General features: G+C 47.7%; 41 protein-coding genes. 4 read left to right on the forward strand and 37 right to left on the reverse strand.

What is annotated here, in order from left to right; genetic code table 11:
- Position 1 precedes the first annotated feature (1 nt).
- From Dia5BBH33_RS04385 to Dia5BBH33_RS04540, 36 genes are all read right to left on the reverse strand, one after another.
- Positions 2 to 745: a hypothetical protein gene (locus Dia5BBH33_RS04385; RefSeq protein WP_143332272.1), complete on the reverse strand. Its 744-nt coding sequence runs from the start codon at positions 743 to 745 to the stop codon at positions 2 to 4.
- Positions 745 to 2,889 carry a phage tail tape measure protein gene (locus Dia5BBH33_RS04390; protein WP_143332271.1) on the reverse strand — a complete coding sequence of 715 codons (2,145 nt, stop codon included), beginning with the start codon at positions 2,887 to 2,889 and terminating at the stop codon, positions 745 to 747. Before Dia5BBH33_RS04390 ends, Dia5BBH33_RS04385 begins: the two co-directional genes overlap by 1 nt.
- 4 nt (positions 2,890 to 2,893) lie before the next feature.
- Positions 2,894 to 3,046 carry a hypothetical protein gene (locus tag Dia5BBH33_RS11020; RefSeq protein ID WP_162501746.1) on the reverse strand — a complete coding sequence of 51 codons (153 nt, stop codon included), beginning with the start codon at positions 3,044 to 3,046 and terminating at the stop codon, positions 2,894 to 2,896.
- A gap of 26 nt (positions 3,047 to 3,072) precedes the next feature.
- A complete protein-coding gene (locus Dia5BBH33_RS04395) occupies positions 3,073 to 3,489 on the reverse strand; it encodes a phage tail assembly chaperone (protein WP_143332270.1) in 417 nt (138 codons plus the stop codon).
- An 8-nt stretch (positions 3,490 to 3,497) separates the two neighbouring features.
- Positions 3,498 to 3,935, reverse strand: coding sequence for a phage tail tube protein (locus Dia5BBH33_RS04400; RefSeq protein WP_143332269.1), 438 nt, complete (start codon positions 3,933 to 3,935; stop codon positions 3,498 to 3,500).
- A 13-nt stretch (positions 3,936 to 3,948) separates the two neighbouring features.
- On the reverse strand, positions 3,949 to 5,109 hold the full coding sequence (locus tag Dia5BBH33_RS04405; protein ID WP_143332451.1) for a phage tail sheath subtilisin-like domain-containing protein: 1,161 nt from the start codon (positions 5,107 to 5,109) through the stop codon (positions 3,949 to 3,951).
- 13 nt (positions 5,110 to 5,122) lie between these two features.
- Positions 5,123 to 5,608 (reverse strand): phage tail terminator family protein, encoded by a 486-nt coding sequence (locus tag Dia5BBH33_RS04410; protein ID WP_143332452.1) that lies wholly within the window; start codon positions 5,606 to 5,608, stop codon positions 5,123 to 5,125.
- Complete coding sequence (locus tag Dia5BBH33_RS04415) at positions 5,601 to 5,999, reverse strand: HK97 gp10 family phage protein (protein WP_143332453.1); 399 nt, start codon at positions 5,997 to 5,999, stop codon at positions 5,601 to 5,603. The genes Dia5BBH33_RS04410 and Dia5BBH33_RS04415 overlap by 8 nt, the downstream gene beginning before the upstream one ends.
- Complete coding sequence (locus Dia5BBH33_RS04420) at positions 5,989 to 6,342, reverse strand: phage head closure protein (RefSeq protein WP_143332454.1); 354 nt, start codon at positions 6,340 to 6,342, stop codon at positions 5,989 to 5,991. The genes Dia5BBH33_RS04415 and Dia5BBH33_RS04420 overlap by 11 nt, the downstream gene beginning before the upstream one ends.
- A complete protein-coding gene (locus tag Dia5BBH33_RS04425; protein WP_143332455.1) occupies positions 6,339 to 6,644 on the reverse strand; it encodes a head-tail connector protein in 306 nt (101 codons plus the stop codon). Before Dia5BBH33_RS04425 ends, Dia5BBH33_RS04420 begins: the two co-directional genes overlap by 4 nt.
- Before the next feature lie 18 nt (positions 6,645 to 6,662).
- Positions 6,663 to 7,823 (reverse strand): phage major capsid protein, encoded by a 1,161-nt coding sequence (locus Dia5BBH33_RS04430; RefSeq protein ID WP_143332456.1) that lies wholly within the window; start codon positions 7,821 to 7,823, stop codon positions 6,663 to 6,665.
- Between the two features lie 18 nt (positions 7,824 to 7,841).
- Positions 7,842 to 8,444: an HK97 family phage prohead protease gene (locus Dia5BBH33_RS04435; protein WP_198419629.1), complete on the reverse strand. Its 603-nt coding sequence runs from the start codon at positions 8,442 to 8,444 to the stop codon at positions 7,842 to 7,844.
- Positions 8,428 to 9,681 carry a phage portal protein gene (locus tag Dia5BBH33_RS04440; protein ID WP_143332458.1) on the reverse strand — a complete coding sequence of 418 codons (1,254 nt, stop codon included), beginning with the start codon at positions 9,679 to 9,681 and terminating at the stop codon, positions 8,428 to 8,430. Before Dia5BBH33_RS04440 ends, Dia5BBH33_RS04435 begins: the two co-directional genes overlap by 17 nt.
- A gap of 14 nt (positions 9,682 to 9,695) precedes the next feature.
- Positions 9,696 to 11,360 carry a terminase large subunit gene (locus tag Dia5BBH33_RS04445; RefSeq protein ID WP_143332459.1) on the reverse strand — a complete coding sequence of 555 codons (1,665 nt, stop codon included), beginning with the start codon at positions 11,358 to 11,360 and terminating at the stop codon, positions 9,696 to 9,698.
- Entirely contained in the window at positions 11,357 to 11,719 is a 363-nt protein-coding gene (locus Dia5BBH33_RS04450; RefSeq protein WP_143332460.1) for a hypothetical protein, read from the reverse strand. Before Dia5BBH33_RS04450 ends, Dia5BBH33_RS04445 begins: the two co-directional genes overlap by 4 nt.
- Before the next feature lie 159 nt (positions 11,720 to 11,878).
- A complete protein-coding gene (locus Dia5BBH33_RS11470) occupies positions 11,879 to 12,292 on the reverse strand; it encodes an HNH endonuclease (RefSeq protein WP_198419623.1) in 414 nt (137 codons plus the stop codon).
- A gap of 128 nt (positions 12,293 to 12,420) precedes the next feature.
- The gene (locus tag Dia5BBH33_RS11155; RefSeq protein ID WP_162849333.1) at positions 12,421 to 12,597 is read right to left on the reverse strand and encodes a hypothetical protein; all 177 of its coding nucleotides are present in this window, start codon (positions 12,595 to 12,597) and stop codon (positions 12,421 to 12,423) included.
- Positions 12,584 to 12,775, reverse strand: a complete 192-nt coding sequence (locus Dia5BBH33_RS04460) for a hypothetical protein (protein WP_143332461.1) — start codon at positions 12,773 to 12,775, stop codon at positions 12,584 to 12,586. Before Dia5BBH33_RS04460 ends, Dia5BBH33_RS11155 begins: the two co-directional genes overlap by 14 nt.
- A 125-nt stretch (positions 12,776 to 12,900) precedes the next feature.
- Positions 12,901 to 13,338, reverse strand: a complete 438-nt coding sequence (locus Dia5BBH33_RS04465) for a DUF1492 domain-containing protein (protein ID WP_143332462.1) — start codon at positions 13,336 to 13,338, stop codon at positions 12,901 to 12,903.
- A 113-nt stretch (positions 13,339 to 13,451) separates the two neighbouring features.
- Positions 13,452 to 13,838: a hypothetical protein gene (locus Dia5BBH33_RS04470; protein ID WP_143332463.1), complete on the reverse strand. Its 387-nt coding sequence runs from the start codon at positions 13,836 to 13,838 to the stop codon at positions 13,452 to 13,454.
- A 3-nt stretch (positions 13,839 to 13,841) separates the two neighbouring features.
- Entirely contained in the window at positions 13,842 to 14,147 is a 306-nt protein-coding gene (locus tag Dia5BBH33_RS04475; protein ID WP_143332464.1) for a hypothetical protein, read from the reverse strand.
- Positions 14,131 to 14,520: a hypothetical protein gene (locus tag Dia5BBH33_RS04480; protein ID WP_143332465.1), complete on the reverse strand. Its 390-nt coding sequence runs from the start codon at positions 14,518 to 14,520 to the stop codon at positions 14,131 to 14,133. Before Dia5BBH33_RS04480 ends, Dia5BBH33_RS04475 begins: the two co-directional genes overlap by 17 nt.
- A gap of 246 nt (positions 14,521 to 14,766) precedes the next feature.
- Positions 14,767 to 14,964 (reverse strand): hypothetical protein, encoded by a 198-nt coding sequence (locus Dia5BBH33_RS11025; RefSeq protein ID WP_162501759.1) that lies wholly within the window; start codon positions 14,962 to 14,964, stop codon positions 14,767 to 14,769.
- 297 nt (positions 14,965 to 15,261) lie between these two features.
- A complete protein-coding gene (locus Dia5BBH33_RS04485) occupies positions 15,262 to 15,762 on the reverse strand; it encodes a single-stranded DNA-binding protein (protein WP_143332466.1) in 501 nt (166 codons plus the stop codon).
- 1 nt (position 15,763) lies between these two features.
- Positions 15,764 to 15,979: a hypothetical protein gene (locus Dia5BBH33_RS04490; protein ID WP_143332467.1), complete on the reverse strand. Its 216-nt coding sequence runs from the start codon at positions 15,977 to 15,979 to the stop codon at positions 15,764 to 15,766.
- Positions 15,980 to 15,996: 17 nt separating this feature from the next.
- Positions 15,997 to 16,806, reverse strand: a complete 810-nt coding sequence (locus tag Dia5BBH33_RS04495; protein WP_143332468.1) for a rolling circle replication-associated protein — start codon at positions 16,804 to 16,806, stop codon at positions 15,997 to 15,999.
- Between the two features lie 230 nt (positions 16,807 to 17,036).
- Positions 17,037 to 17,477 carry a hypothetical protein gene (locus tag Dia5BBH33_RS04500; protein WP_143332469.1) on the reverse strand — a complete coding sequence of 147 codons (441 nt, stop codon included), beginning with the start codon at positions 17,475 to 17,477 and terminating at the stop codon, positions 17,037 to 17,039.
- Positions 17,462 to 17,878, reverse strand: a complete 417-nt coding sequence (locus Dia5BBH33_RS04505; RefSeq protein WP_143332470.1) for an HNH endonuclease — start codon at positions 17,876 to 17,878, stop codon at positions 17,462 to 17,464. Before Dia5BBH33_RS04505 ends, Dia5BBH33_RS04500 begins: the two co-directional genes overlap by 16 nt.
- A gap of 25 nt (positions 17,879 to 17,903) precedes the next feature.
- Positions 17,904 to 18,140: a hypothetical protein gene (locus Dia5BBH33_RS04510; protein ID WP_162501760.1), complete on the reverse strand. Its 237-nt coding sequence runs from the start codon at positions 18,138 to 18,140 to the stop codon at positions 17,904 to 17,906.
- Positions 18,137 to 18,553 (reverse strand): hypothetical protein, encoded by a 417-nt coding sequence (locus tag Dia5BBH33_RS04515; protein WP_143332472.1) that lies wholly within the window; start codon positions 18,551 to 18,553, stop codon positions 18,137 to 18,139. The genes Dia5BBH33_RS04510 and Dia5BBH33_RS04515 overlap by 4 nt, the downstream gene beginning before the upstream one ends.
- 189 nt (positions 18,554 to 18,742) lie before the next feature.
- Positions 18,743 to 18,982: a hypothetical protein gene (locus Dia5BBH33_RS04520; protein ID WP_143332473.1), complete on the reverse strand. Its 240-nt coding sequence runs from the start codon at positions 18,980 to 18,982 to the stop codon at positions 18,743 to 18,745.
- Positions 18,966 to 19,142, reverse strand: coding sequence for a hypothetical protein (locus Dia5BBH33_RS11030; RefSeq protein ID WP_162501761.1), 177 nt, complete (start codon positions 19,140 to 19,142; stop codon positions 18,966 to 18,968). Before Dia5BBH33_RS11030 ends, Dia5BBH33_RS04520 begins: the two co-directional genes overlap by 17 nt.
- A 1-nt stretch (position 19,143) precedes the next feature.
- Positions 19,144 to 19,404 carry a hypothetical protein gene (locus tag Dia5BBH33_RS04525; RefSeq protein ID WP_143332474.1) on the reverse strand — a complete coding sequence of 87 codons (261 nt, stop codon included), beginning with the start codon at positions 19,402 to 19,404 and terminating at the stop codon, positions 19,144 to 19,146.
- On the reverse strand, positions 19,404 to 19,709 hold the full coding sequence (locus Dia5BBH33_RS04530; RefSeq protein WP_143332475.1) for a LysM peptidoglycan-binding domain-containing protein: 306 nt from the start codon (positions 19,707 to 19,709) through the stop codon (positions 19,404 to 19,406). The genes Dia5BBH33_RS04525 and Dia5BBH33_RS04530 overlap by 1 nt, the downstream gene beginning before the upstream one ends.
- 112 nt (positions 19,710 to 19,821) lie before the next feature.
- The gene (locus Dia5BBH33_RS04535) at positions 19,822 to 20,064 is read right to left on the reverse strand and encodes a helix-turn-helix domain-containing protein (protein WP_143332476.1); all 243 of its coding nucleotides are present in this window, start codon (positions 20,062 to 20,064) and stop codon (positions 19,822 to 19,824) included.
- Between the two features lie 14 nt (positions 20,065 to 20,078).
- Positions 20,079 to 20,324 carry a helix-turn-helix domain-containing protein gene (locus Dia5BBH33_RS04540; protein ID WP_143332477.1) on the reverse strand — a complete coding sequence of 82 codons (246 nt, stop codon included), beginning with the start codon at positions 20,322 to 20,324 and terminating at the stop codon, positions 20,079 to 20,081.
- A gap of 160 nt (positions 20,325 to 20,484) precedes the next feature.
- On the opposite strand from Dia5BBH33_RS04540, the gene Dia5BBH33_RS04545 reads away from it, so the two are divergent.
- The 4 genes from Dia5BBH33_RS04545 (at position 20,485) to Dia5BBH33_RS04560 (ending at position 23,592) form a co-directional block, all read left to right on the forward strand.
- Positions 20,485 to 20,946 carry a helix-turn-helix domain-containing protein gene (locus tag Dia5BBH33_RS04545; RefSeq protein WP_143332478.1) on the forward strand — a complete coding sequence of 154 codons (462 nt, stop codon included), beginning with the start codon at positions 20,485 to 20,487 and terminating at the stop codon, positions 20,944 to 20,946.
- Between the two features lie 5 nt (positions 20,947 to 20,951).
- Positions 20,952 to 21,380, forward strand: coding sequence for an ImmA/IrrE family metallo-endopeptidase (locus Dia5BBH33_RS04550; RefSeq protein WP_143332479.1), 429 nt, complete (start codon positions 20,952 to 20,954; stop codon positions 21,378 to 21,380).
- A gap of 21 nt (positions 21,381 to 21,401) precedes the next feature.
- Positions 21,402 to 22,379: an exonuclease domain-containing protein gene (locus tag Dia5BBH33_RS04555; protein ID WP_162501762.1), complete on the forward strand. Its 978-nt coding sequence runs from the start codon at positions 21,402 to 21,404 to the stop codon at positions 22,377 to 22,379.
- A 97-nt stretch (positions 22,380 to 22,476) separates the two neighbouring features.
- The gene (locus tag Dia5BBH33_RS04560; protein ID WP_143332481.1) at positions 22,477 to 23,592 is read left to right on the forward strand and encodes a tyrosine-type recombinase/integrase; all 1,116 of its coding nucleotides are present in this window, start codon (positions 22,477 to 22,479) and stop codon (positions 23,590 to 23,592) included.
- Positions 23,593 to 23,737: 145 nt separating this feature from the next.
- On the opposite strand, the gene Dia5BBH33_RS04565 is transcribed toward Dia5BBH33_RS04560, so the two are convergent.
- Positions 23,738 to 25,021 carry an amidohydrolase gene (locus Dia5BBH33_RS04565; RefSeq protein ID WP_108849751.1) on the reverse strand — a complete coding sequence of 428 codons (1,284 nt, stop codon included), beginning with the start codon at positions 25,019 to 25,021 and terminating at the stop codon, positions 23,738 to 23,740.
- Between the last annotated feature and the right edge of the window lies 1 nt (position 25,022).

The following is a 25,022-nucleotide window of genomic DNA, read 5'->3' on the forward strand; positions in this document are numbered from 1 at the left end:
GCTAGCCTCCAAACCTCTTGATTAGCTGCCCGTTCTTCATGACTTCAGATGCTGTGATAGTCAGAACGTCGCCTGCAGTGATGCCGCCGGATTTTACGATGGCCTTATAGGTCTCTATCTGCCGTCTGGCATTTCCCACCGTCCTGGTTACCTTCTGAATTTTCTGCACGGCCTTCTGGGCAGTTTCCATGGCATCCGTCGAGTAGGCTGTGACGCTTCTGGTCTTCTCCGCTTCTTCAGTACGGCTCTTCAATCCAGTAACATCATTTATCAAGTCGGAGTCAGGCCGAACATACCGATATTCCTTCAGTTCAATAGAGAAATAAACATCTCCGGTTCCATCTTTCTCGGAATAGCTGAAATCATCAATGGTACATGGCATGGAAATAGCTGTTCCCGTGATATTGATTCGACATGGCTGTCCTGCTTTGGCCATCTGCGCAATTTTCTCCACGTAACCATAGGGGCTCATTGAGTAGTTCAGGGAGAAATCATAATCATTGTTCGGGAAGAAGGCCTGAAACTTTACGGATCTGAGGCCCGGCTTCCCCAGCATGTTGATTTCTCCGATGGAGTTTATGGTTACTGTAGAGTTATTGAATTTCTGCGAAACCTCGAAGGAACCCGGAGTGACAGGAAAAATGACCGCATCTCCTCCGCAGTAAAGTGTGAAAGAGCAGTATGAGCCCAGGGCGTTGAAAACGCTGTTCACCGCCCTCAGTGCGCTTTCGATAAAGCTTGCCATTAGACTGCCCCCTCATTCATGTTGATGGAATTCTTCGCCAGTTCGTAGTAAATGCGCTCTGCTATTCTTCTGGCCATTTCATTGATATCTCCCTGACTGTTAATCTGCGGATTGTAAATATTTACAGTGATGGAGGCGTTTCCGGAATTAGTTCCGGCCATTCTTCCCTGCCTGTAAGCCTGGTTCAGAGACTGCTCATGCGGAATCACTCTCGCTCCGGATGGAAGGTCCACCACTTCTCCACCACGGTCGTTGATAACTGCAGGTCCACCTCTCCAGTTTGGAGTACCGGTATAGAGCATGGGGATATTAAATCCCAAATGACCTCCACCCACTCCAGGCACCCAGTCCGGAATGTCTACGCTGATGCCGTTGATTCCTGAAATTACGGAATTGATGGCGCTCTTGATTCCATTCATAACCGAAGAGCACACTTCTTCAATCCCGCTGAAAATTCCGGAGAAGAAACTTACAATTCCATCCCACGCCGCATTCCACGCGCTGGCGAATGGCCCATTGATGAAATTCACGATGCCATTGAAAAGGTTTCTGAAATAAGGCCCTATGGCGTCCCAGTTTGCATAGATTAATGCGGCGGCCGCCGCAATGGTCATAATGGCCCACACCACTGGCCCGCCTGCAATGGCAGCAGTAATAAGTGCCCTTGCAACCGCAAGTATCCCTCCACTAAGAGCAGTAAGCAGTCGTACAGCTCCGACGATAGCCGAAGATGCTGCGCCTCCCAGCACTTTCACAATGGAAAATAGTCCGGAGCCTACCACCGGCAGTACCCTGGCAAGTCCTCGCACGGAGTACATAAGGAGCCGGTTTTGGATGGTTCCTCCATGAAGCGCGATACCGATATCTCCATAGACTTTGACCAGTTCCCCTGCCACTCCGATGGCTTTACCTGCTGCCATGTTGAATGCCACGAATCCTATAACAGCTTTCCCAACATTCAGAATCATCTGCTTCTGGCTATCATCCAACCCATTAATCCAGTCGGCGGCACCTTTAATGACATCGGTTATCTGCTTCATTGTTGGCGCCAGTAATCCACCTATGGAAATGGCAAGAGATTCCACACTGCCCAGCATGGACATGAACGAGCCCTTGGCAGTTTTATTCATGACGTTGAAAGCCTCTTTGGATGAGCCGCTGGCATTCCGGATGGCATCTTCCAGTGCTTTGTAGTCCTCTGGAGCAGTCTTTATGAGTGCCAGCAGTCCGGAATAAGCATCTTCGCCGGCAATGGCTTTTGCCAGTGCCACCTGCTGCGTGTTGCTCATCCCGCTCATAGCAGTCCTCATCTGCCCGATAATATTATCCAGTCCCACGAAGTTCCCTGATGCATCTTTGGTCTTGAGCCCCAGGAGTGCAATGGCGTTTGCCGCTTCTTTTGGCGGAGAAGCAAGTCTTGAAAGGGTAGATCTAAGAGATGTCCCAATGGTGGATGCTTCAATGCCATTATTAGCCATGATGCCCATAGCCGCTGCCAGCGATTCGATGTCTACGCCCAGGGCATTTGCCGGAGCTCCGGCATACTGCATAGCAGTCCCAAAAGCAGCCATATCCAGTTTTGACCTGTTGGCAGCCATCTGAATAATATCCGCTACCTTGGCGGCGTTGGCACCCATATCTCCTGTCATCATCTTGTATGTTGACATGGCGGATGTAATTACATCAGCCGTTGCACCAAGGTCTTCCCCTGATGCCACAGCCGCTGTCACGATTCCCGGCAGAGACGCAGTAGCTTGGTTGGCATTGAGCCCGCTGGCGGCCAATCTATCCATGGCCTTGGCAGCGTCATTGGCAGAAATCGGGAAGTCGCGGCCCACTTCAGCCGCCACCTTCCTCATCTGTTCCATTTCTTCTGCTGTAGCTCCTGCTTTCAGCCCTGCCATAGTGATAGTAGAGTCAAAGTCCGCAAAGGTCTTGAGCGCCAATGCTCCTGCTCCGGCCATTCCTTCAGCCATAGGGAGCATGGCCCGGCCAATGTTCTCAATGTTTCTTCCGGTCCGGCTGATTTCTCCGCCCAGACGTCTGTGCATCCGTCCGGTCTCTTCCATCTGTCTTCTGATTCTACCCAGTGTACCGGATACCTGGTCCTGCAGTCTCATAATGACATCAATGATTTTTGCCATCAGCTCACCTCCCCATGGTCTTATTCAGCCTTGCCTGTTCTTTCAAAGTTTCTTCGATTTCTTTTGCATAGAACGCCCGGAGCACTACTTTCTCCCCGAGGTCCATGTTGGCATACACTGACGGGAGAATATGATGTTTGGCATAGAGCCAGTACATCAGCTGCGTTTCCCCGTCAGTTTCAATCAGTTTTTTACTTTATCTTCCTGGTCTTCACCATCATCGAATCCGGAAAGCTTCTGCACTTCTCCGGAAGCGTCTGAGAGCTCACCGGCATTCAACAGCTTTGCCAGAAGGTCCTTTTTCGTTGCCGCCTTAAAGTGCTTCAGCACTTCCTTGTCCGCAAATTCCGGATTGGTCACGCCCTCGCATACATACAGCATGTTCATGGCGTATAAATCGCCCTGGCTGAGTTTGCCTTTCCCGTCCATTTCGAATGCAAGAGACTGGATCTCAGCCACCCTTTTGGGCGGGATTTCCTGTAGATGCAGGATGAACGGAGTCTGGAATTTCTTCGTGAGCCGCGGGATTTCATAGTCCTTTGTCGCTTCTTCTGTGACGGATGCAACATCCGCCTTCAACAGCGCTTCAGTAAGATTCATGGCCCCTCCTATTCATCTGCCGTATCCAGCAGGTCGAAATCAGTAAAAGTGAAATCATAGTCATCCTGGGCCAGTTTTTTAGCCTCCCAGTCCATGAGAGTCATCTTGTCAAAGGTGGCATCCCTGATGACTACCCGTTCTGACCCAATGGCATCCGGATCATCCAGTTTTGCTACGATTGTGCAGACAGTCTGATGGGCGTTCTTGATGTTTTCAGCCATAAGGTTCAGGAAGAAGGAGGACATGTGGTTCATCTTCACGTTGCCTTTTCCTTCCCATCCTGTCACTTTGTACTGTTTAGCCATTTTCTTGACCTGGTTCACTTCTTCCTTGGTCAGATTAACTTCTGCCTTGAAAGCAGTAACCTGGGCCATGTATTTGTCGTTAATCCACACTTCACCCTGGGTGCCGGACATGACCTGCTGGCTGTTAAATGCTTCTGCCATTTTCTAACCTCCCTCAGATGTTAATTGGAAGTTCAATGTCTTCCATAGCATCCAGAATCTTAATCTTTGCTGTCAGGAATACCTTCTTCTTGGTATCCAGCTTCTTGATTTCAAGGTCGCTCATCTTCGCCAGTTCATCCTTGGTATAAAGGCCATGGACAATCTGGTAATTCTTTACCGCATCCACGTCGATATCCACCTGAGAATAGTCCTTCTGCAGCAGACGTCCTCTTTCCAATTCAAGGAAATATCCCTGGATAGCGGAAATCAGAAGGCACTTGTTGTCGTAGTCATTGGTATATTTACCGATATAGCTGTCCTGCGCGGTCTTCCTGATGTCGTCGTAAATCATATCCATGATATCCACGGTCTTGATGGTCTGATAGGCCTCCAGCTTTCCCTGAGTGGTGGTTACCAGGGAGTTCATAGCACGGGACATCTTGAATTTTTCTCCGTCGAACCAGATGAAGAATTCGCCCTTGTTGACTTTTTCGTCGTTTTCATCCAGTGTGTGCCGGTCGCAGTCAATTACTTCAGCGAGCGGCGCATAAGTAGCGGATATGGTCATTGGAGTACCTGCGATGAGTCCCGCGATGCGCGCCGTGTATTCCGCCGGTGAATAGGTCTTGGTCTTCGTCTTGATTGATGTATTGCCGAAATCAATAATGCCTTCATAGTCTCCGGCATAGTTTGGAAGGACTGCCTTCACCTTCTTAAATTTGTTTTCCCGGTTTGTCTTCACCCAAGTGGCCACAGCTTCACACTGGACGTCGGTAATGGTCGGAATGGCCAGATAGTCCCAGCGTTCTGTTGCCAATACGGAAAGATCGTCGGCGAATTTATCGGCCTTGGTGTCGTTTTCCGCATTCTTCGCCACCAGCAGCACTTTGACCCGGTACGGTGTTTTTGTGTAACCGATTAAGCACTTTGTGATGTAGTCCTTGTTTTCGTCAGACAGTTCTGACGGGATATCATCGGTGGTGTAGATTGTAAATGGATTTTCAATTGCCTTGACCGTATCGTCTCCCACCGTGTGGTCGGTCTTCAGCTTTGTAATGGTATCAGCAGCTTCTTCCAGAATCAGCGCCACAATGCCGCGCTGGCTCCTCTGGATAGCTTCAATACCTGCTTCAATGAAGCTGATATTAATACTGGGCATACCAAGTTTCGCCATGAGTTATTTCCTCCTAACTGTTATTATCAATGAAATCATGGACGGTCTCATCTCCATTGAGCCCGTTCACTTCGATTTCCTCCATCATTTCCGCTCCGGATTCCGACTTCCCTGTCTGTTCCAGATAGATAATCTCAATGGTTATCTGCAGGATATCCTGTTCTTCCCCCACTCTGTCCGGAGTAACCCGGTCAACATGAAGGAAACGGCCTCCCACCTTCATTCCCAGAGCAAAATGACTTTGAATTCTGTCAAAAACATCAAGATAATGCACCTCATCCCTCATGCTGTCCTTTGGAAAATAGGTTAGCACGATGGAAAGGTGTTTCTCCATGAAATTTGTAGTCTGCGGGATGGAAACAGGGATGGCGGCGATAAAGAAACAGGGCTTTTTGAAATTTTCCAATGCTTCATCAGAGTACACAGTACACTTGAATTCATCTTTCAGAATCTGCGTCACTGTCTTTACGATATCAATCATCTTTACGATTTCAGCCAAGTTCCACACCTACCTTTTCCGCCAGTCTTCTTCCCATTTCGTCATAAATGCCAGGGCCTTCCGCATTCACGGTCTTTTCCATGAAGTGGGTGCCCTGCTTGTAGCCTTTTATCTTGCCATGAGGCGTCTTCCATACGTGACCGCGCTCCACCAGGTGGAAGTGAGGAGCCGTGCTGTAGATGTGGGCTTCCAGCGTTTTGGCGGATGTTCCCGCCATTTCCATCTTCCAGCTGTTCTTCAGCTTATGAGGATGTTTGGCATGCCCAACCGGGCTCGCGGCTTTGATTTCCCTTCTGAGCTTTTTGGCCCCTCTCTGAAGCTCCGCTTCGGCTTCCGCCGGAAATTCCTTCTGCACTTTCTCAATGAGTGCGGTGTATTCCTCAATCCTCATCTTCCGCACCTCTCTGCAGACGCCGGCACATGATTTCCAGTTTCACGTGAGCCATATAGACATCGGAGATGGTCTGGATTTCATACAGCACGCCCTGGTAGTAAATCAGCATGTTCGTGTTAAGGCCTTTCCTGTAGCGGATAGTGACCTTGATGGTCTCCTGTACCTTGTCCTTAAACTGCTCATAGTATTCTTTCCCACGAAAAGGCTCCATCCTTGCCCAGATGGAATGCCCTATGACATCTACTTTCTCTTGGTGCGTCAACCCGTATTCGTCTTCCTTGTCCACATACTGCAGAATGTGAATCTTTTTATCCATGGATCCGATTTCAGCATTAATCATGTCTTATCAGCCTCCGGATATGCCTCGCATTGGGCAATGTGTGTAAGAAGCGCCGTGACTGTGTGCGGCAGAACGTTGATGGCCCCGGGTTTAGAGCTGTATACAGCACGGTTCTCATACCAGTGAGTTACCAGCTGCTTCACACACAGCTCGCAGAGCGGACTCCCGTCCGCCCTCTTCCCGGTGGTCTTTTCGACGTAATCGCTGGCCGCACTGATCAGGGAGGAAATCAGTTCGTCATCGTCAGTGATATCTTCATCGACTTTGAGATAGTTCTTTGCCTGTTCCAGTGTTACGGCCATGATTTATTCCCTCCCGTCTCAGGCGGTAGCATTGCCTGCCAGCATAACCAGAGAATTAAAATCAACCGGTTTACCATCGGCAATCATGATTGACTTCCTTACAAGATCGTCGGTGTCATTGTCTTCATATATCTTCATGGCCACGCTGTAGTTGCTGTTGAGTACGTAGTCCTTCATGCGGTAAATGAAGGCGAACACGTCGGTTTTATTCAGTGTAGTAGAAAATGCCGGCAGGTAGTCGCAGAGCTCTACGTTGCGGCCCAGGAGGACTCTGGAAGGAACACCGTTGATACCTGCAGTCACTCTTGCAATGGGCTGGCCGTTGGAGTCGGTCATACCGATAAAAGACATAAAAGTAGCTTTGCTCATTACCCATACAGAACCTGCTTCATATGCCTGGGGAATGGCGGCTTCTGCCTTAATGAGGGTATTATAATCAAGCTTTGCGGCGTTGATGGTGACGCCCTGAGACTTATCCGCCAGGATGCCTGTGGGCTGACCGGAGCCGGTGCCGTTGATAATAGATTCTTCCAGAGCTACCACCATAGCCTCTGCCACATTGTTCACAATGATATCTTCAAATGCGGAAAGCGTCATGTTCTCGGTTTCAAGGGTTACAGCAACAGCACAGCGCAGTTTGAAATGGCTGAAAGTAATGCTGCCCAGCACCTTTTTCTGCTTTTCGGAAGTAGCCCCTTCTGCTACCCACTTAGCCACCGGCTTTACGTTGGATGTCGGGATGGCAAGGCCGGTCTTATAGGCCGTGCGGGTTACCAGGGGCAGAATATTGCCATAGGTACGAACCTTTTCAATAACGCGGTTCAGGGTAGTCGGCGGAATCAGCGCGGCTGCATCTGTGGTTGTAGCGGCATCGCGGAATTCAGCAGGAATCGGCGTACCCTTGGTTACATATTCCATGAATGCGGAACGGTATTCGTCGGATTCATATGGATTTTTCTTTACGGCGGCCTGGGGCTTGCTTCTTTTCTGCACGCCTTCCGGTTCCTTGTCGAACTGAATTCCCTGGGCAATCTTTTCACGCTCTTCGATTTCCTCATGTTCTGCATCCAGTTTTTTCAGTTCTTCCTGCAGCGCGTTCAGGTTCACCTTACCTTCGCCTTCCAGCGCTTTTCTGATTTCCATTTTTCTTGCTCTAATTTCAAGAAGTCTCTTATTCATTTTTTCTCTCCTTTTATTTTACAAAAAAGTTTCTATAATGAGCTTCTTTCGAAGTTCTTCACTCTTTTCCTTCTCCTGTAGTTCGGCAATCATGGCATTATGGCCTCTGGCTTCAATGCTTGTGCCATCGTATGCAGGGAAATCCACCGGACTGACGTCCATGATGAAATCAATGTGATCGATGGTCCTTGTCTGTGTCTTTGCCACCGAATCGTTTTCCCAGGAGTCTTTATCACTTGTATAAGCAAATGACATCTTGGAAATGTCTCCCCGCTTAATCAGCTGATAAATGTCCCTTCCTGTCGTGGTAGGCGCAATGTCCGCATCAATCTTGAGCCCCTTCTCATCCACATTGAGACGCAGGGTTCCGTTGGAAGTCCTTGCCAGGATCAATGCGGAGTCGGAGTGGTTATACCGCAAGATGACGTCGCTCATGTCCGTATTGGCATCAACGGCCCCAGGAGCGATGACTTCATAGTATTTCGTGCCGGAGTACGGACTCTCCCACAGCAGTGTTTTCTGATTGAAAACCAGTGCATAACCCTCGACATGAAGATTCTCCCCATCCGCATCATCAGCCGCCCTGAGCTGCATGCTTCGTACCTTAATCTTCTTTCTCATCCCCATCACCCCCTTTCGAATCATCATCGTCTTTACCCGTCTGGTAAAGCGACTGGTCCTTGGTCTTTACATAATTCAGGCTGACCACAATTTCCTCGCCTTCCTTGCCAGGCAGTCCGGCATATCCGAATAGCTCTCGGATTTCATTCCGCTTGATAGCTCCCGCCGGAATCATGGCCTCCGCAATCTTTACCTTGGAGGTGGTGCTCATGTATGCCAGGCGGTTCCCCTCGAATACGATTTCATTCCCGAATCCTCTTTCCTTGGGAGTGAAGATTTTTTCCGTGAATTCCTGTGACAGCTTGATTGCTATCGGGGCAATGACGCTTTCATAGAATGCCTGATACTCTTCTTCCTTAAACTTTCCGGAGACGATTTCTTCGGAAACTCCGAAGTACTTATACAGATTGTCCCTGGCAAACTTCATCTGTCCCGACTCGAAGGTCTGTGTATCTGTAGTCAGCTGCTGGAACTTGCCTCTGTTATCCAGTGAACCGATGCCGGAACCGTTGGACGGCCCTGCAAAGCTGTCCACGAATTTCCGCCACATGCTTTCCTGGTCTTCCGGCCTCACGGTACCAGTCCACTGGATGATGCCGCGGAGCTTGTGAAAATTCTTCACCACGTTGATGACTGCCGTCTTCACTGCCTTCAGGAGGTTGATATCCTCCCTCAGAATCTTTCCTTCTGGATCTCCAAAGACGTCATCCCGATTGAAGTGTCTCCGGATGTGAATCATCTCTTCGTAGGGAACCGTAGCTTGTTCCCCGGTTCCGAATGTGAAACGGCAGTAAAGGTTACCCTTCTTGTCCTCAAAAAGCTCCAGATTATTGAAATTCAGCGGCCAAAGAGCCTCCACATTTCCATTCATGTCTCTCTGGATGTACACGAAGAGGTTATTGTAGCAGTAATACTGGGCCACAATCTTTTCAATGAACTCCGATGCCGTCATGATCCAGTTCGGCCTGGTAGAAAGGATATACTGCAGCTTGCTGTCCGCATTTTTCACAATATTTCCGTTCTTCAGGACTATGTGGCGCGGATGGAGCTTTCCGGCATGACGCGCAATGGTATCAATGCAGTTTCTTCCGGTGGCGTTGTCATAGGCTTCCCCGTCGAAAGGAACGTAGTCATTTGACCATCCGTTTAGCAGCTTTGCCCTGGTAAGTCCATCCTGGCCGCCGGTGATTCTGCCAAAGATGTTCCGGATCATGCTTCTTAGTTGGATTTTTCTCAAATCTTCACCCCCTCTCAAATCATGTTCATGTAGTCTTCTTTGTAAGTTTCATAAGCAGTGTAGGCATCCAGCAGGGAAGCAAAGCCGTCGATGCGCTTTCTTGGGTTGCTTGTCTTGCATGGCTGAATGTTGTCATTTCGGTCCACATCCACTGCTACATTGGCCATACACCATTTCAGGATAGGGTTGTTGTTGTAAATCACCCTTTTGGCCTTCAAATCAGCCGCCAGGTTCTTCATCGGCCCGGAGAGTGTCTTTTTCCCCTGGGCCACAGGCACCATGATATCTTCTCCGAATCGTTCAGTCATGGACTGCACCAGGTACTGGGCAGACCACCGGTCATAGCCGCACTTGAACAGGTAGATATCATCCTTCTCCATTTCATCCACGAACCACTGCAGGATAAGGCGGTAGTCATTGCGGAAGCCTGGTGAAGTCTGCAGCCACCCTTTCTTCTTCCATATGTCATATGGCACCTGGTCTTCCCTCACCCGCTTTTCCAGAAGATCTTCCGGTATCCAGTACATCTGCTTCACGTAGATGTTCGGATTGTCCTTCACGCAGAAGAAAATAGTGGCGCATGTTAGGTCTGTGGTCTCGGAAAGGTCGAATCCTCCTACCCCGTACCGCGGATGAAGAGACCGGATGTCATACTTTTCTTCATTGTTCAAATCATCGAATGAGAAGAAAGCTTCGCCGCCGGTCTCACGGATGTTGAAATCCTTGCACAGCAGGTTCTTCACGCGGAGTGCGTCATGCTGTGCCTGGTATACTTTCTGTGCCAGGGTTTCCTTGTTTTTGATGCTGCCCAGTCCCGGATTGGCTTTCTGCCATTTCGCCGGGTCTGTCCATTCTTCCCTTTTGTCCAGTTCATAAACGAAGGGAAGAATGGTTTCATCTTTGTACCCTTCCCTATCCTCATAGCCTTTTACGATTCTTTCGCATTCATCGTATTTTAGGTCGAAGATGTTATCCCGAACCGTTCCGGCTGTGGATGTGATGATACATACCGGCTGTTCCCTGGCAGTCATACCGTCTATGAGGACGTCATAGAGGTTCTTGTCCTTCAATGCATGGAGTTCATCTATCAGCGCTCCATGAACGTTTAAGCCATCCAGCTTATCCGAATCACTTCCCAGCGCTTCGAATGAACCTTCATTGAACCTTGACCGGATGACGGATACGCGGAGGTCCAGTTTCTTGTGAAGCGCCGGCGACTTCTTCACCATGGCGCACGCTTCCTTCCAGATGATCTTCGCCTGGTCCCTCTTCGTGGCGGCGCTGTAGATTTCCGGCCCCGCTTCACCATCCGCAACCAGAAGGTATAGCCCAAGGCAGGATGCGAAAGTGGATTTACCGTTCTTTCTGGCCACGATAAGGATGAGCTGCTTATATTCACGGAGCCCCGTGTTTTTATCCACAAAACCGAAAAGCGCCGCCGTGATTGCCTTCTGCCACAGTTCCAGAATGACCGGTTTCCCTGCCCACTGCCCCTTGGAGTGCTTGCAGAATGTCTGTATGAAATCAATCACGTACTGCGCTTTGTCGTCATCGTAGATGTATTTGGATTTTTTGTCGTGCAGCTTGTCCACCAGGTGCTTCATGACTCGCCGCACCTTATCGGATACCACTACATCTCCGGATAGAATCTGCCCATAGTATTTCTCTATGTAGTTCATCGCTTCATCCGGCTCCTCAGGAACTCTCCCAGCTCATCCTCTGCTGCAGGCTGTGCAGACTCAGGGAGGCAGGAAAGCAGTGTTCGGATGACGCCGGTATAGTTTTTTATCATGGTGGAGTAGGCTCTTGACTCCGTAGACTCTTTTCTGCCAGTCTGGTTCTCTCCATTGGAATATTCCTCTACGAATCCAACTTTCTCAAGATCTTCATCCAGTTTTCTGAGGTTCACTTCCATGTGTGCCGCGAAATCAATGAGCGGCGTAACCACTTTTTTGTGGTCCTCATCCATGGCTGAAAATATGTCATTCAATTCTTTGATTCTTCGTTTAATTTGGTTTTCCGGCTTGATTCTTCTCACTACTTTCACCTTCTCCCTTTAGAATTTTATTAAATTTTTAAAACATTATAAGTGCATATTGTTAACTACACCCCCTTCGCGTGCGGCGTTCGTTTTACGCGAAGGCCCGCCCCCGGAGTACTTTTGTTAACTTTTTACTTCCCAAGGTGGGGGGGGTAGTCATCCGTTGTTATGATTTACGATTCCAATCGGATTCCCATCATCATCAAAGCGGCACTCACGGTCCAGCCCCTGGCTGTGCACAGCGTTGTGGCAGTAGATGCACAGCAGCTCCAGATTATCCCACCCGTAAACTGTGCTATCGTCCGTCACGTTCTCCGGGTTGAGATGTCGTTTGTGATGGACGATGAAATGCGCCGGCTTTCCTGTTCCAGCAAAGGACCGGTTGTGACAGCGCTCGCAAATATAGTGCTGTGACTCTGCATACGCTCTGGCAACCGCACGCCAACGCCTCGAATTGTAAATACCTTTTGAGAAATCCTTTGCCATTTCCGAATTCCATTTCCAAAAAGAAAAACCATTCCGGAATTCCGAAATGGTTTTTGATACGTAAGAGCACGAGCCTATCGACATCAGCTCGTGCTCTTACGTGAAAACCCTGAATAAAGAAGGAGGTGACAACCGTGTGCGATGAACTCTTCCTTCAATCTCACACTATCATTATACCCTATCATTTACTCTATTTTACTATACTCTTTCAGTCACTCTGTTTTCATCATCCGTTTGGCCCGCTCCGGATTCCTTTTGACGATTTGTGAAAACTCGCGAATGATTTCCCATTCATCGTCAAAGGCCCGAAGCTGTCTCTGCTTTCGTACGCCCTTCGCAGAAACGCTGCCCACCGGTCTTCCGGCGCCTTCCCTTTTACCGCCTCTCACGTTTCTTCACCACCCATCCGTAGAAATTCACCGCCGCCAGGACAACCATCGTAATCAGCAGCAGGCAGTCAAGGACATGTAGATTATGGAAATCCACAGTCCTCAGCGCCGCCAGATTGCATGCCAGCAGAATGATAAGAAACCATTGCCCCATCGTTTGTCTTGAATCATTACTCATTGACTTAGCTCTCCTTTCTGTATTCTCTATATTATAGCCTTTTATTGTTTCTTTGTAAATACGTTTTATCTATATTCGTCCAATTTAAAAAGCAGGCTGCCTCACCGCAGTCTGCTTTTCTTATGTTAGTTGAAATCGGATTCTCTGAAGAATGGCTCCAAATCCACCAGTGCTTCCCCATGGATTTTGTAGATGTTCGACTCTGCGAAATTCATTTTCTCTGCAATGTCTCCCCAGCGTTCGCACTGGATATACCTTCTTCTGAGAACTGCCCGCCGGACTCCGTCTTCTTCCTTGCTTATGAGCTCTTCTCCCTTGTCCCTTTTCTCGATAAGCTCCAAATAAGCCTTGTTCACCTTGGCATGATAGGCCTCCAGTTTTTCCACGATTTCCTCCAGATTGGCGCAATGGCCGCTCTGTACCTTTTCTCCCATCTGGACGCCTCGAAGGTTATGTGCCTCAAACTCCAGCCGCCGGAGCTCTTCCTGCAGGGAAAAGTAATCGGCCTGCTGTTTTCGTATAGAGTTCAAAAATCCTTTCAGCTTCTCTATGTCTCCCCTCACCGTTTCCTCCTTCGCAAATTACCGATGCCTGCCATTCACCATGAACATGCACAAGGTGAAAGTCGCCACGATACTCCCTACAAATGCCCCGAAGATAAACCACACCGCTTCCATCACTGCGCCGCCTTCCTGGCTCTTGCCCTTGCCTGCGCTGTCCTGCCCCCTTTGGCCCGAAGAGCGTCCAGCTGCTTTTCTGTCCTTCTGATGGTCGGCGCATCTTCTGCTTTGGCTGCCTGGATTGCGGCAAGTACTTCTTCCATGGTAAGTCCATTCTGTTCCTGCCATCCATCCTCCATAAACTGCTTCATCAGTTCACGGTGCCTTGCCCTGGCCTCTGCCCATATGTGCTCTATGACCTGGTCATGCCATTTGGTATCCATGATGCCTTTCTCATCGGATTCAAGCCAGTACACGACTTTCAATGTGCCGCTGTATGGGCCCACGCCTTTGGATGTGATGACTTCCCTTTTCCGGTTCCCTTTGTACAGCCTTGTAATCATGGCCTACCTCGGCCTCCATTCATCTGCCATCAGGATTTCTATTTCCTTGATTTTCTCCTTGAGCGCATCCATATCAGCGCGGTCGAAGTAGCCGCCCACCACTGTACCAGTGCCCTCCGTTACCTCACGGAGCCCGTGGATAAAGGTCCCCACATCTGCCCAGCAGTCTTTGATGTGCTCTTTCCGCCGGAGAATGAAATCATTTTCCGCATTGATTTCATTGGTTCGGTTTTCCAGGCACATCCATGCGGATACGGCACCACAAGCAAAGGATACGGCTATGATTATCAGCTCATCCATGACGTCCATTCGTTCTTCTCTCCTTTTCCGCACGCAGCCGACTCAGCAGCTTTTCCCATTCTTCTTCATCCATGTCCATCCCGTACCCCAGGTCACTGTGCCCGGTGATATCGTCAATCATGATGTTAATGTATTTCATATCAAGGCTTTTAATCAAAGGGCTGATGTAATCGACCGTAAGGCTTACGATATATGTCATCCTGCCTAATGCATAGCGTTCAGCGGAAACAAGCATTTCCTGAAAATCATCGTCCATGGGCACCGACTTGCAACTTGCTTGAGACTGACTTGAAACTGACTTGCTATAAAGTTCAGACTTGCTTCTGACAACAGGAGTTATTCCAAAGTCCTCCCAGCTCAATGCTCTGTCATCTTTTCTCATGTATGCTCCTTCCTATGTTCGAACGATTCCGCGTTCACGATTCAACACATCTGCCATCTCCTTCGCAAATTCATAATCAGGGTAGATGCCTTTCACAAGAGGTTTCGGGTCCCAGTTGCAAGCAACTACAAAAAGTCCATTCGGTAACTCGACCGGCACCCACGGCCGCAGCCTATAGAAATCCTCGTCTGTCATGTTGTTCAACATATCAATGCCATCCCTCAATCTCCACTCCGGCTTCTTCCTTCAGGATTTTTGCCATTTCATCAGGCTTCCGAACTTGTCATGAATCACCATGGCCGGCACAGCCAGCATGAGGTTGAATGCCATCTTGCATCCTTTTCCTGTGGCCTCTTCTTTTATTCGGTCAATGTCAGACTGCTTTATGTATACCATGGGATCTTTCTTTTTGATTTCCAGTCTCCGCCTTTCCTGCCTATTCATTTGCTTTCCCTCGCAATCTCTTTTACCGCTTTTCCTTTCTGCTCCTCATATTTCCTGCCTGTTCCTTTGTAAAAACCATTTCACATGGGCAAAAGCTGGTTTCGCAAGGCAAGAATCCAGGCTCACACCCGTATTCCTTCTTTTCCCTCCGTAGGATGGCAGCATTCTTGAACACTCTGTCCAATTCCCATTCCAACCAGCCTGAGCTTTTCTGCTTTCTGGTATAAAGCGTCATTCCTCTTTCTTTACGCAGATTTCTCCACTCTTCTCTTGTCATTTCTTACCTCAGCTTGTCTCTCAATTCCGGAGGCACGCAGCCGGAAAGGGAACATTTCCTTGTCCTAATGGAAGGTTTTCCTGCTCCATTGGCGGCTTCTCCGGTCTGGCTTCTCCAAACTGTTCGAAGTCTCCGTGGTTTCCTCCCTGCTGTCCGCCGGAGTACTGTTCATTGCCATAGGACTGCCCATTGTTGGAAGGAGCCTGCAGCTGTCTGCAGATGGTTTCTGCCACCACTTCGGTGACATACCGCTTTGTACCATCCTGGGCATCATAGGAACGGGTTGAAATACGGCCTGCCACGAAGACGCGGCTTCCTTTCTTGAGCTCACTCCTCACGGCTTCCGCCAGCGTTCCCCATGCCACGATGTTTATCCAGTCTGTGAGCTCTCTCTGCTCTCCCTGTGGCGTGGTGTAGATGCGGCTCACCGCAATGGAGAAAGACGCTACCGTCCTTCCCGTTCTTGTAGCACGAATGATGGGATCTCTCTCCAGGTTTCCTAAAAGCTGTACTGCATTCATTTCATTTTTCCTCCTGCCATGATAAAACTTCCATCAGATTTGCCAGATTGGTCCTCCTTGATTTCGTCGGCTTCAGCGTACGGCCTCCCAGCATTTCGCTTCCATGGCCATAGATGTACATGAGGGCGATGGCGGCCAGTCTGGCATTGGAAATATTCTTTTCTCTTTCCGCCGCGTCCTGCACTTTGATTTGTGATTCTTCCCTTTCGATGTTCATTTCTCTGCATCCAGTTTCTAAATCCGAAGCGGATAATTTCTTCTTACGTTTGTCCGGATCATGGTGTATGTCTGGTATGGGTAGCCTTCTTTTCCGAAGGTGTCCCGCTGGCTGTCTTTGATGATTTCATAGCCTTTGATAGGCTTCGGGTTTTCTGACCACCATCCGGCATAGATGATTTCTACTTTTTCCTTTGGTTTTCTCAGGTTACGGCTGGTGGAGTACCGGTGCTTGAAGATGGGTTCTCCTTTCTCCCTGCCTTCCACTCCGTTCTTCACGATGTAGGCGGCAAGCTGATGCCATTCGTGGGAACGATCAAGGTGTCGGATGTTCACCCGGGGAAACGGGCAGGCTGCGGTGCCCACGGTGTCCTGCCATGCTTTCTCTATGGCTGCCTCCGCTCCGTCGAAGTCCTTGTTCAGAACCATGTGCAGATGAATTCCACCTTTGGCCCCGATGGATCCTGTCTTGATACTTTTCACTTCTTTTTCATGCTTCCTGTAGATTCGCTTCACTCTACGCATGAAACGGTCCACGTCCTTCCTCACCTCTTCTGCTGACTTTCTTGTCTTGGCCGGATAGGTGAAGGTACACCACAGGTCATCGGGATTGAAGTTCTCCTCCAGCAGACCATATACTTTTCTCTCTGCCCTCTTGTTCTGCCAGCGCATGACCTTTTCTTCTGTGGGATGGATTCTCACTCTGTGCTGGTCCTTTGTCCCTATCCTCCCTGATATGTATTTATCAATCGTGATGGTAGGTCCTGCTATCATTGTCTTTTTCACGTAAGCAGGTCCTTTTTTGTAATTCGTACTACGTTTCCGCATCCCTGCACCCCTCAAACGATTCTTTTCGATGGTTCTTCATTTTCTCCGATGGCTCCGCAGTATATTTATGCAGAATGTCCTGAAAATGAATACCTTTAACGAGGACGCCAAGACGCCGCATACTTCATTTTTTTCGGCCCGGCGTCATGGCTTTTTTATTCTTTTGTTCGGGGTGCGTTAGTGCTATACTATATATAGTGTTGTAGGGTTACACCCCTTTGGGCCCGCGCTTACCAGAGCGCCGGGCCCTTTTTATATCTGTACCGGCATGCATAGTATCCTCCGGTCCAGTGTCCATACCTGCATTTTTCGCAGTGCCGATAGCACACGTTGCCATCTTTCAGCGGGCAGCGTACTCCGCCTCGTATTCCCTGGAAGCAGATACGGCAGATGAGCTCATCCTTTCCGGATGGCACCACCGCATCCAGGTCTGCCAGTATGGGCTGTCTCTTTCCTGCCCGAAGCCAGGCGACTCCCGTTTCCTCTTCGGCGCCCTGGATGGTGAGCCCTCTTCCGGTGTCGGTGATGAATTTCCCTTTCTTTCCTGTCCACTGGATGGCGTCCACCGCCATGAGGCGCATATCCTTCAAGGTATTTCTGATTTCCAATTTCTCCGGAATGACTTCCCCATTCCTGCCACTGACTGGGATGGTCTTCAGAATGCGGCCCACTTCGGCTTTTTCGGCAGGCAGCCGTTCCGCTTTTTCTTTTCCATTTCTTCTTCGGCTACCCGGTAAAGAGCTTCCAGCTCTTCCCTGTGCTCGCTTCGCCATTTCTCCACCTCCCCGCAGGAAAGGTAGGACAGGAATTTCGCTTCCAGTTCCTTTCTTTCCTTCCTGGATGCGCTGTGCACCCTGTCGTGCAGCTGGAAGGAAAGAAGGATCAGGTTATCTTCCCTGTCTCCGCCTCCGTGTGATCTCCATTCAACGTGGTGAATCTGCCCGCCGTAGGCCGGCGGGAGTTCTCCGATGATGTTGAAATATTCCCTGGCCCGGGAGATGTATCCTTCCCTGTCCCGCACCAGGGCTTTCAGTTTTTCGTAATTATTCTTTGAAAGTTTGAACCTCCACAAACCGGCTCCTCCAATCCCGCATCATTTAGGCCCGCCCCTCCAGATGGAGCTTTACCAGGCCTTTTCTTTCGGCATACGATTCCAGGTCTTTCTCCGCTTCTTCCGGAGTCATCCTTCTGGGCAGGGAGTTGATGGTTCTCCATTTCCCCTCTTTGATCTTGTAGCTTCCCCGGTAATAGGCTTCGCCCCCTCTGAACCATTCCTTCACCACATACCTTTTCCCATTGTCCTCTTTCCACATCTGATAAAACGGACTTCTCATGCTTTATCCGGAGTTCCTTTGTTATCAGCTCCTCCGAGTACGTCCGGTTCTGATTCGATGATTTTCAGCACATGGATCCCGACTTCGGCTTCCATATACCCTATGGCATCCCTTAGGCTTTCGAAGGCCTTGTGAAATATAAGTTTTTCCCATTTCGGCTTTCCTTTTTTCTCGCCGCGAATGTACGGAGGCACCTGGAAGACTTGGAACCTTCCCCCTTCCAGCTCATTACATCTTTTCGGTGTCAGCAGGTCCGGGTCTTTCCATATCTCTGCCATGGATTCTTTCATGTCCCTTCTTATCATCCAACCCGGTTTCGGTGTGTGAAGCAGTACCAGGTAGTATTCCTTACCTGTCATGGCTCTTACCTTCAGCAAGAGTACTTTCCTCTTCTCGATTTCTACGATTCCCATGTTTCCTCCTTCCTGCCACGTGGGCCGCGCCAGGCATTCTTCTCCCGGCACTATCTCTTTTCCACAGAAGCAACATATGTATGATTTCTTCTTACTTACTTTGCTCATAGGTGTTTTCTTCGTGATATAATAAATAAAACAGTTTTCCTTTAGGACTCTGACGTCTGGTACACGTCAGAGCCCTTTTCTTTACCCCAAATGACCTTTGATAATGATTTCCTTCAGCATGGTAATAGGCGCATCGGATTCCACGCAGATTGTCTGCGGCCCTGAGAAATACCGTTGGATGGTAACTGCTACGATGTCCCCGTCCGGGCCTTTCTTCGGTTCGAAGCGGCTTACATCTACGCCGGCTTTGACGCACATGCCCAGTAACATGTCCAGGCAGTACTCTTTTAAGTCGTTGTCCCCTTCAATTTCTTTGTTCATGGTCTTCCTCCAGTTCTTTCAATACTTCGTGAACTATGCTCAGACAGCCCAGGGCAAAATGATACATCCGGTTATTCCCCAGGGCGTTGTACGTCATGGCGTCTGATTTCAGAGTTTTGTCCCAATCAAGGAGCTTCTCCTTCAGCTTTTCTTCATCCATTTCACTTCCCTTTCCCCAGGCGTCCTTTGGTAATAATGGCCGCTACCATTTCCATGGCCGACATTCCTTCAAAGCGTACTGTTTTTTCGCTCCCGTCGACATAGCAGATGATGGCGGCGCCAATGGCTTTGTCCGCTCCGTAGGCAGGGAGAATATCAAACACCTTGACGCCGGATGCATAGCACATCTGCAGGAGATGATGTATGCAGTTTTCCTTCTTCCGGTTCTCTACCGCAATGAGTTCATCCTGTTCTTCGGTCATCACAGCTCCCTCGCTTTCTTCACGTGGATAATGAGCTCCGTCCCCGGCTGCAGGTGCCCCGGGTCTGAAATCCGGTTGTCATGCATCACCTGCCATGTGAGCTTACTCATATCCTCCTTGTCCGTGGCCGCTTTTGCCACGATGCCCCATAGCGTGTCACCTTCTTCTACGGTGGCCCGGTACTCCACCAGTTCTGTGTCTAGGCTGTCTCTGTAGCAGCCATAGCCTACGGCGCCAGCGGCCAGGAGGCCGCAGAGTATGCATCCGATGCGCGCCCAGCGGATTCTTCTGATTAGTGATTTCATGATTCTTTCTCCTTTTCTATGAAATCTTCCTTGCCCTCTCCCTCATCCTCCAGCGGAGGCCATGGCCTCCGCTGGAGGTAAAGTCCGATGAAGAGGATAGCGGTGAATTTCCTTATTCTCCGGTCTGCTTTGCCAGCTCTCGAAGGTCTTGTCCCTCATGATCTGCCAGGAATTTATTGAATGTAACTTTTCTCACAAGCACTCTTCTTCCCATTCTGAGGCTTGGGAGCTCTTCGCTGTTAATGAGTGCGAAAACTGTTCCCTTATCAACAACGCCCAGTCTCAGCCTTACTTCTTCCGTGTCCATAAGGCGGTCTGTGTCATCAGGGAACATTTCAAGTTTTTCAGATCTCATTTTGTTCATCTCCTTTATGCATCCTTTGCAGTTTCTTCAGAACGCATAAAACGAATAAACTCGTTTTTACGACCAAAAAAAATATTATCCGGTGTAATTTTGTAAACAGAAGGGATTGCCTGAATAAAGGAAAATGGAGCATTAGAACTGTCTTCTTCAAGTCGTGCCAATGTCTGGTAATGAATGCCAAACAGTGCCGCAGCTTCTTTCTGCGTGTACCCGATGTTAATCCTCGCTGCTTCGAGTGTAATCTTTAGCATGTCTATCACCTCCGTTCATTGGCTTTATGATAAACGAGTTTATTCGTTTTGTCAATCCATGAAAACGAATTTCAGTGTTTTAATTTTCTATTTTTTCTTGTTTTTAACGCCTTTATTCGTTATAATGTAGCTAAAGAAGCGCTGGAAAGGGGAATGTAAAATGCCTAGGAACAAGCTTTCAAAGTTTGACAAGAGTCTGCGTGAACAGATTTCAACCAACTTAAAAAAATACACCGAAAATTTGACACAGTACCAGTTATCGGACATGACCGGCATCCCGGTTTCCACTTTATCCGGATATTTTGCGATGAGATCAACTCCATCAGCAGGTAATGTGCAAAAAATCGCTGATGCTCTGCATGTTAAAAAATCAGATATTGATCCACGCTTTTCTTCAGATTTCTTAAACAGCAATAAAGATTCTGAACTTACAGAGAAAGATGAACGGGAAATTGAGTCCGATTTGGAAGATATGATGAATTCTGTTTCCTCTGCTGCCTATGAAGATAATGCTGATATTGAGGATATAGAAGCATTCACTGCCACAATTAAAGCTGCAATGATCCAAGCCAAAAAGATTGCTAAAAAGAAATATACGCCTAAAAAGTACCGAAAGGATTGAATAGTATGGAAATAGAGCGGAAAATCCGCCAGCTAATCCATCAATATAAAACTGATAATCCGTTTGCGCTGGCGGAGGCTAAAAACATTCATGTTATTTATGGAGATTTAGGCGGTAAACTTGGTAACTACTTAAAATATAAACGGTCAAAATTCATTCTTATTGATGACAAGCGCACTCCCCAGGATATGCTTAACTTTGTATGTGCACACGAATTAGGTCATGCACTTTGCACTCCAGATGATAATACTCAGTGGTTAAAGACATATACAATGAGCATTAATGCAAATAAAGTGGAGCATGTAGCCAATCGTTTTGCTGTGGAATTGCTACTAAATGACGAATACATTTCCAACAATAAAGATCGTTCTCTTTATGACTTAGCTAAATGTCGTGGAGTACCAGAACAATTTATACAACTGAAAAATGAATAGTGTGAAAGATGGTGTATGATCATGTCAATTGAAATTTCTTTGAATGGCAGCTCTGTAATGGAAAATAAACGAAATAAAGGCCGTTCGCTTTTAACACTTCCAAAAGATTACATCGTGGTGGACCTGGAAACTACAGGATTAAATTCTTCTTTCGATGAAATCATTGAAGTTGCCTGTATTCATTTCGTAGATGGGCATGAAGTTAGCACATTCCACTCTTATGTACAGCCTGAGCCTTTTGATGATGATGGAAAAAATGTATATATTGACGATTTCATCAGCGAACTAACTGGCATCACCAATGAAACGCTACAAAATGCACCAAAGTTCAAAGATATTGCAGAGCAATTGTTTGACTATCTTGATGGTGCATTTATTATTGGCCATAATGTGAATTTCGATATTAATTTCCTTTATGACAATTTCGCTGCCAGTTTGGGAAAAGAATTCCATAATGACTATATGGATACAATGCGTCTGGCCAGAATCGTTATGCCGGACCTACAGCACCATCGTCTAAAGGATCTATGCGAAGTTTTCAATATCACAGAAACGCAGCACAGAGCGATGAATGACTGTGAAATTACCCAGGAAGTTCTCTCCCACCTGTTAGCCATCGTGGAAGGAAAGAAAATAGATTTATCTATCCACAAAACACATCATAATGTTTCTCTAGCTTCTTTAAAAGGTAATGTGTCATTAAATGATAAGACGCACCCTTTCTACGGAAAGCATTGTGTCTTTACCGGTACTCTCAAAAGGTTCCTTCGAAAAGATGCAGCCCAGATTGTGTGCAACATTGGCGGGAAGTGCGATGATAATGTTACTAAAAGAACGAATTTCCTTATCATTGGAGGATTGGAAAATAATCCTTCAGTAAAAGGCGGAAAGAGCGGGAAAATGAAAAAAGCAGAATCCTTAATCCTAAAAGGACAGGATCTGCAAATTATCAGTGAAGAAACTTTCTATGATTTATTAAGTGATTATATTGATGAATAAAATATCGCTTTTCTCATGTTCATCTCATAAAAATCGCTTCGAGCTCCTCGAACTCACCATTTCGACTGTTCAGAGATTCTAAAGGTGGTGAAACGTAATGAATTCAATCCGGAAGCGCGGTTCCAAATATTACTACCATGTTTACGTGCTGGATGAGAATGGGAAACGTGTTCGGAAGGAATATGCCGGCACATCTGACCGGAATGAAACAATCCGGATCATGCATGCTGCCCAGGCTGAAGCTGACCGGATGGGCAAACTTGCCAGCAAAATGACAGTGGAAAAGTTTTTTATGCTCTGGGAATCGGAAGAGCTGTCCGCCGGAAACTATAAAATCAATACTGTCAGAGCTTACAAATCAGCCATTACTCATTACATTCTGCCATCTCTGGGGAAAGAAGAACTGAAAGATGTAACGCCCAGGGAGCTCCAGAATCTTCTTAATAAGCTGAGAGATAACAGATTCTCCCGCTCCACAGTGAATACAGTCTGCTCCGTTTTGAAAAAATCCTTTACTTATGCCACAAGTTTTTCCGGCCTCATCCCTTTGAATCCTTCAAAAGACATTGTTCTCCCCCGCTTCTTTTCCCCTGAGAAACATGAAGAAGCAGTCTGCTTTACTCCGGAAGAAATGGATAAAATCTTTGCGCACTTTCCGCCTGGGCATGACTTTTATATGATGATTGCCCTCTCATACTATGCCGGCCTCCGCTTAGGAGAATGCTGCGCTCTTTCATGGAATGACGTAAACATGAAAGACATGACCATCCGAATCAGCAGAACACTAGTCCAACAGGGGAAGGAATGGACCTTCCAGGCTCCGAAAACGGAGAATTCCATCCGCACTATCTACTTTGGCAGTAATCTTTATAAGATTTTTGAGTCCCAGAGATTCCGCCAGCTCCAGAACCGCCTGAAATATGGCCAGTGGTACACCAATAACAATCTGGTAGCTCCCCATGAAAATGGAGAAATCATGACTCCGGACAGCATGCGCTATTTCGGCAAGTGGTGTCATAAAACATTCGGGAAAGGCACCTTCCATTCTCTTCGTCACACATATGCATCCCAAATGCTGGAGGCAGGAGCTGATGTTGAACTGGTAAGCAAGCAGCTTGGTCATTCCAGCATCGTCACCACTACAAAGATTTATTCCCACATCCTGGAAAAGCGCCGGAAGAAGCTTGTTTCTATCATTGATAATGCATTGTAACATGTTCCCCTATCCCCTTTGCCACACTTTTCATGAAACTGTGGCAAGATTTGTGGCAATGCTTGATTTAGCTAGATTTTATCGACTATTACAGTTAATTTAATGTTATCGGAAGTAAAGATAAATCTATCCCTACCCGTCAAATTCAGCCTGCAAACGAAAATAATTTATCCGTAACTCTGGAAACTTCGCGCTTCATCCTTTCAACATCAATGGTGAGCAATTCCTTATGGCGCATTACGACTTTGCCATTAATCATTACGGTATCGACATCCATTGAGTTTCCAGAATATACAGCCAGCGAAATGCTGTTGAATCCGGGCATCCAGTTGAAGCCTTCACGATTTACGAGGATGATATCTGCAAGGCTTCCCGATTCAAGAGTGCCAAGATTGTCATAGCCCATGCATTTAGCACCATCAACAGTAGCCATGTTCAAAGCTTCCAATGCATTGATGGCTAATGGATCGCTATCCTTCACCTTATGAATGAGTGCTGCCAGACGCATTTCTGCAAACATATCAAGCTTGTTATTGCTGGAAGCCCCATCGGTTCCGAGCCCCACCGTTATACCTGCAGCCCTCATCTTTGTTACTGGAGCGATTCCTGATGCAAGCTTGAGGTTGCTTGTCGGATTATGTGCGACATGTACATCTTTCTCCTTCATGATTCTGATATCGTCGTCATTCACATGTACACAGTGTGCTGCCAGTGTCGGGAGGTCAAATAATCCCAGATCATTCATCAATGCGATTGGGGTCTTTCCATACTCCTTCAGGCAATTGTCAACCTCGCCTTGCGTTTCGGACAGATGGATATGAATGGGAATGTTGTATTTCATGCCTGCATCCCTGACCTTCCTGATGTAATCAGGCGGACAGGTATATGAAGCATGCGGTCCGAGCATAACCTTGAATCTTCCGTCTCCTGCATGATCCCAGTTTTTAAAGAGCTCAATGTTCTCTGCCAGTCCCTTGTCCCCATTGGGTCCGATTCCTGCCAGTCCTCTGGCCAGGTTCCCTCTCATTCCGGCCAGATCGGCAGCTTTTGCACAGGAATCCATGAACATATACATATCGCAGAAAGCTGTTGTTCCCCCGCGGATCATTTCCGCGAAGGCAAGCATGCTTCCCCAGTATACAATATCATCATCAAGATGATCTTCAGCCGGCCAGATCTTATTCTGAAGCCAGTCCATCAGTTCCATATCATCAGCATAGCTCCTGAATAAAGTCATTGCCACATGAGTATGTGTATTGACAAGACCAGGAAGGCAAAGCATATTATTTCCTTCGATAACTTCATCATAGTCTGCCGGATCAGGATTATCGGGAAATTCTTTGATATACTTTCCATCAATCACGATATTCTGGTTTTCCACAATGGAATTGTTCCTAAAAACTGCTGCATTTCTGATAAGTGTTGACATA

This window comes from Dialister hominis (genome assembly GCF_007164725.1).
Taxonomy (GTDB): Bacteria; Bacillota; Negativicutes; order Veillonellales; family Dialisteraceae; genus Dialister; species Dialister hominis.

Bases quoted from the DNA above. Each gene is read 5' to 3' on its own strand.
- Dia5BBH33_RS04385 (WP_143332272.1), bottom strand. From the start codon at position 745: ATGGCAAGCTTTATCGAAAGCGCACTGAGGGCGGTGAACAGCGTTTTC.
- Dia5BBH33_RS04390 (WP_143332271.1), bottom strand. From the start codon at position 2,889: ATGGCAAAAATCATTGATGTCATTATGAGACTGCAGGACCAGGTATCC.
- Dia5BBH33_RS11020 (WP_162501746.1), bottom strand. From the start codon at position 3,046: ATGTACTGGCTCTATGCCAAACATCATATTCTCCCGTCAGTGTATGCC.
- Dia5BBH33_RS04395 (WP_143332270.1), bottom strand. From the start codon at position 3,489: ATGAATCTTACTGAAGCGCTGTTGAAGGCGGATGTTGCATCCGTCACA.
- Dia5BBH33_RS04400 (WP_143332269.1), bottom strand. From the start codon at position 3,935: ATGGCAGAAGCATTTAACAGCCAGCAGGTCATGTCCGGCACCCAGGGT.
- Dia5BBH33_RS04405 (WP_143332451.1), bottom strand. From the start codon at position 5,109: ATGGCGAAACTTGGTATGCCCAGTATTAATATCAGCTTCATTGAAGCA.
- Dia5BBH33_RS04415 (WP_143332453.1), bottom strand. From the start codon at position 5,999: ATGAGGATTGAGGAATACACCGCACTCATTGAGAAAGTGCAGAAGGAA.
- Dia5BBH33_RS04420 (WP_143332454.1), bottom strand. From the start codon at position 6,342: ATGATTAATGCTGAAATCGGATCCATGGATAAAAAGATTCACATTCTG.
- Dia5BBH33_RS04425 (WP_143332455.1), bottom strand. From the start codon at position 6,644: ATGGCCGTAACACTGGAACAGGCAAAGAACTATCTCAAAGTCGATGAA.
- Dia5BBH33_RS04430 (WP_143332456.1), bottom strand. From the start codon at position 7,823: ATGAATAAGAGACTTCTTGAAATTAGAGCAAGAAAAATGGAAATCAGA.
- Dia5BBH33_RS04435 (WP_198419629.1), bottom strand. From the start codon at position 8,444: ATGAGAAAGAAGATTAAGGTACGAAGCATGCAGCTCAGGGCGGCTGAT.
- Dia5BBH33_RS04445 (WP_143332459.1), bottom strand. From the start codon at position 11,360: ATGAACTACATAGAGAAATACTATGGGCAGATTCTATCCGGAGATGTA.
- Dia5BBH33_RS11470 (WP_198419623.1), bottom strand. From the start codon at position 12,292: ATGTCGATAGGCTCGTGCTCTTACGTATCAAAAACCATTTCGGAATTC.
- Dia5BBH33_RS04460 (WP_143332461.1), bottom strand. From the start codon at position 12,775: ATGAGTAATGATTCAAGACAAACGATGGGGCAATGGTTTCTTATCATT.
- Dia5BBH33_RS04470 (WP_143332463.1), bottom strand. From the start codon at position 13,838: ATGATTACAAGGCTGTACAAAGGGAACCGGAAAAGGGAAGTCATCACA.
- Dia5BBH33_RS04475 (WP_143332464.1), bottom strand. From the start codon at position 14,147: ATGGACGTCATGGATGAGCTGATAATCATAGCCGTATCCTTTGCTTGT.
- Dia5BBH33_RS04480 (WP_143332465.1), bottom strand. From the start codon at position 14,520: ATGAGAAAAGATGACAGAGCATTGAGCTGGGAGGACTTTGGAATAACT.
- Dia5BBH33_RS11025 (WP_162501759.1), bottom strand. From the start codon at position 14,964: ATGAATAGGCAGGAAAGGCGGAGACTGGAAATCAAAAAGAAAGATCCC.
- Dia5BBH33_RS04485 (WP_143332466.1), bottom strand. From the start codon at position 15,762: ATGAATGCAGTACAGCTTTTAGGAAACCTGGAGAGAGATCCCATCATT.
- Dia5BBH33_RS04490 (WP_143332467.1), bottom strand. From the start codon at position 15,979: ATGAACATCGAAAGGGAAGAATCACAAATCAAAGTGCAGGACGCGGCG.
- Dia5BBH33_RS04495 (WP_143332468.1), bottom strand. From the start codon at position 16,806: ATGCGGAAACGTAGTACGAATTACAAAAAAGGACCTGCTTACGTGAAA.
- Dia5BBH33_RS04510 (WP_162501760.1), bottom strand. From the start codon at position 18,140: ATGAGAAGTCCGTTTTATCAGATGTGGAAAGAGGACAATGGGAAAAGG.
- Dia5BBH33_RS04515 (WP_143332472.1), bottom strand. From the start codon at position 18,553: ATGGGAATCGTAGAAATCGAGAAGAGGAAAGTACTCTTGCTGAAGGTA.
- Dia5BBH33_RS04520 (WP_143332473.1), bottom strand. From the start codon at position 18,982: ATGAACAAAGAAATTGAAGGGGACAACGACTTAAAAGAGTACTGCCTG.
- Dia5BBH33_RS11030 (WP_162501761.1), bottom strand. From the start codon at position 19,142: ATGGATGAAGAAAAGCTGAAGGAGAAGCTCCTTGATTGGGACAAAACT.
- Dia5BBH33_RS04525 (WP_143332474.1), bottom strand. From the start codon at position 19,404: ATGACCGAAGAACAGGATGAACTCATTGCGGTAGAGAACCGGAAGAAG.
- Dia5BBH33_RS04530 (WP_143332475.1), bottom strand. From the start codon at position 19,709: ATGAAATCACTAATCAGAAGAATCCGCTGGGCGCGCATCGGATGCATA.
- Dia5BBH33_RS04535 (WP_143332476.1), bottom strand. From the start codon at position 20,064: ATGAGATCTGAAAAACTTGAAATGTTCCCTGATGACACAGACCGCCTT.
- Dia5BBH33_RS04540 (WP_143332477.1), bottom strand. From the start codon at position 20,324: ATGCTAAAGATTACACTCGAAGCAGCGAGGATTAACATCGGGTACACG.
- Dia5BBH33_RS04545 (WP_143332478.1), top strand. From the start codon at position 20,485: ATGCCTAGGAACAAGCTTTCAAAGTTTGACAAGAGTCTGCGTGAACAG.
- Dia5BBH33_RS04550 (WP_143332479.1), top strand. From the start codon at position 20,952: ATGGAAATAGAGCGGAAAATCCGCCAGCTAATCCATCAATATAAAACT.
- Dia5BBH33_RS04555 (WP_162501762.1), top strand. From the start codon at position 21,402: ATGTCAATTGAAATTTCTTTGAATGGCAGCTCTGTAATGGAAAATAAA.
- Dia5BBH33_RS04560 (WP_143332481.1), top strand. From the start codon at position 22,477: ATGAATTCAATCCGGAAGCGCGGTTCCAAATATTACTACCATGTTTAC.
- Dia5BBH33_RS04565 (WP_108849751.1), bottom strand. From the start codon at position 25,021: ATGTCAACACTTATCAGAAATGCAGCAGTTTTTAGGAACAATTCCATT.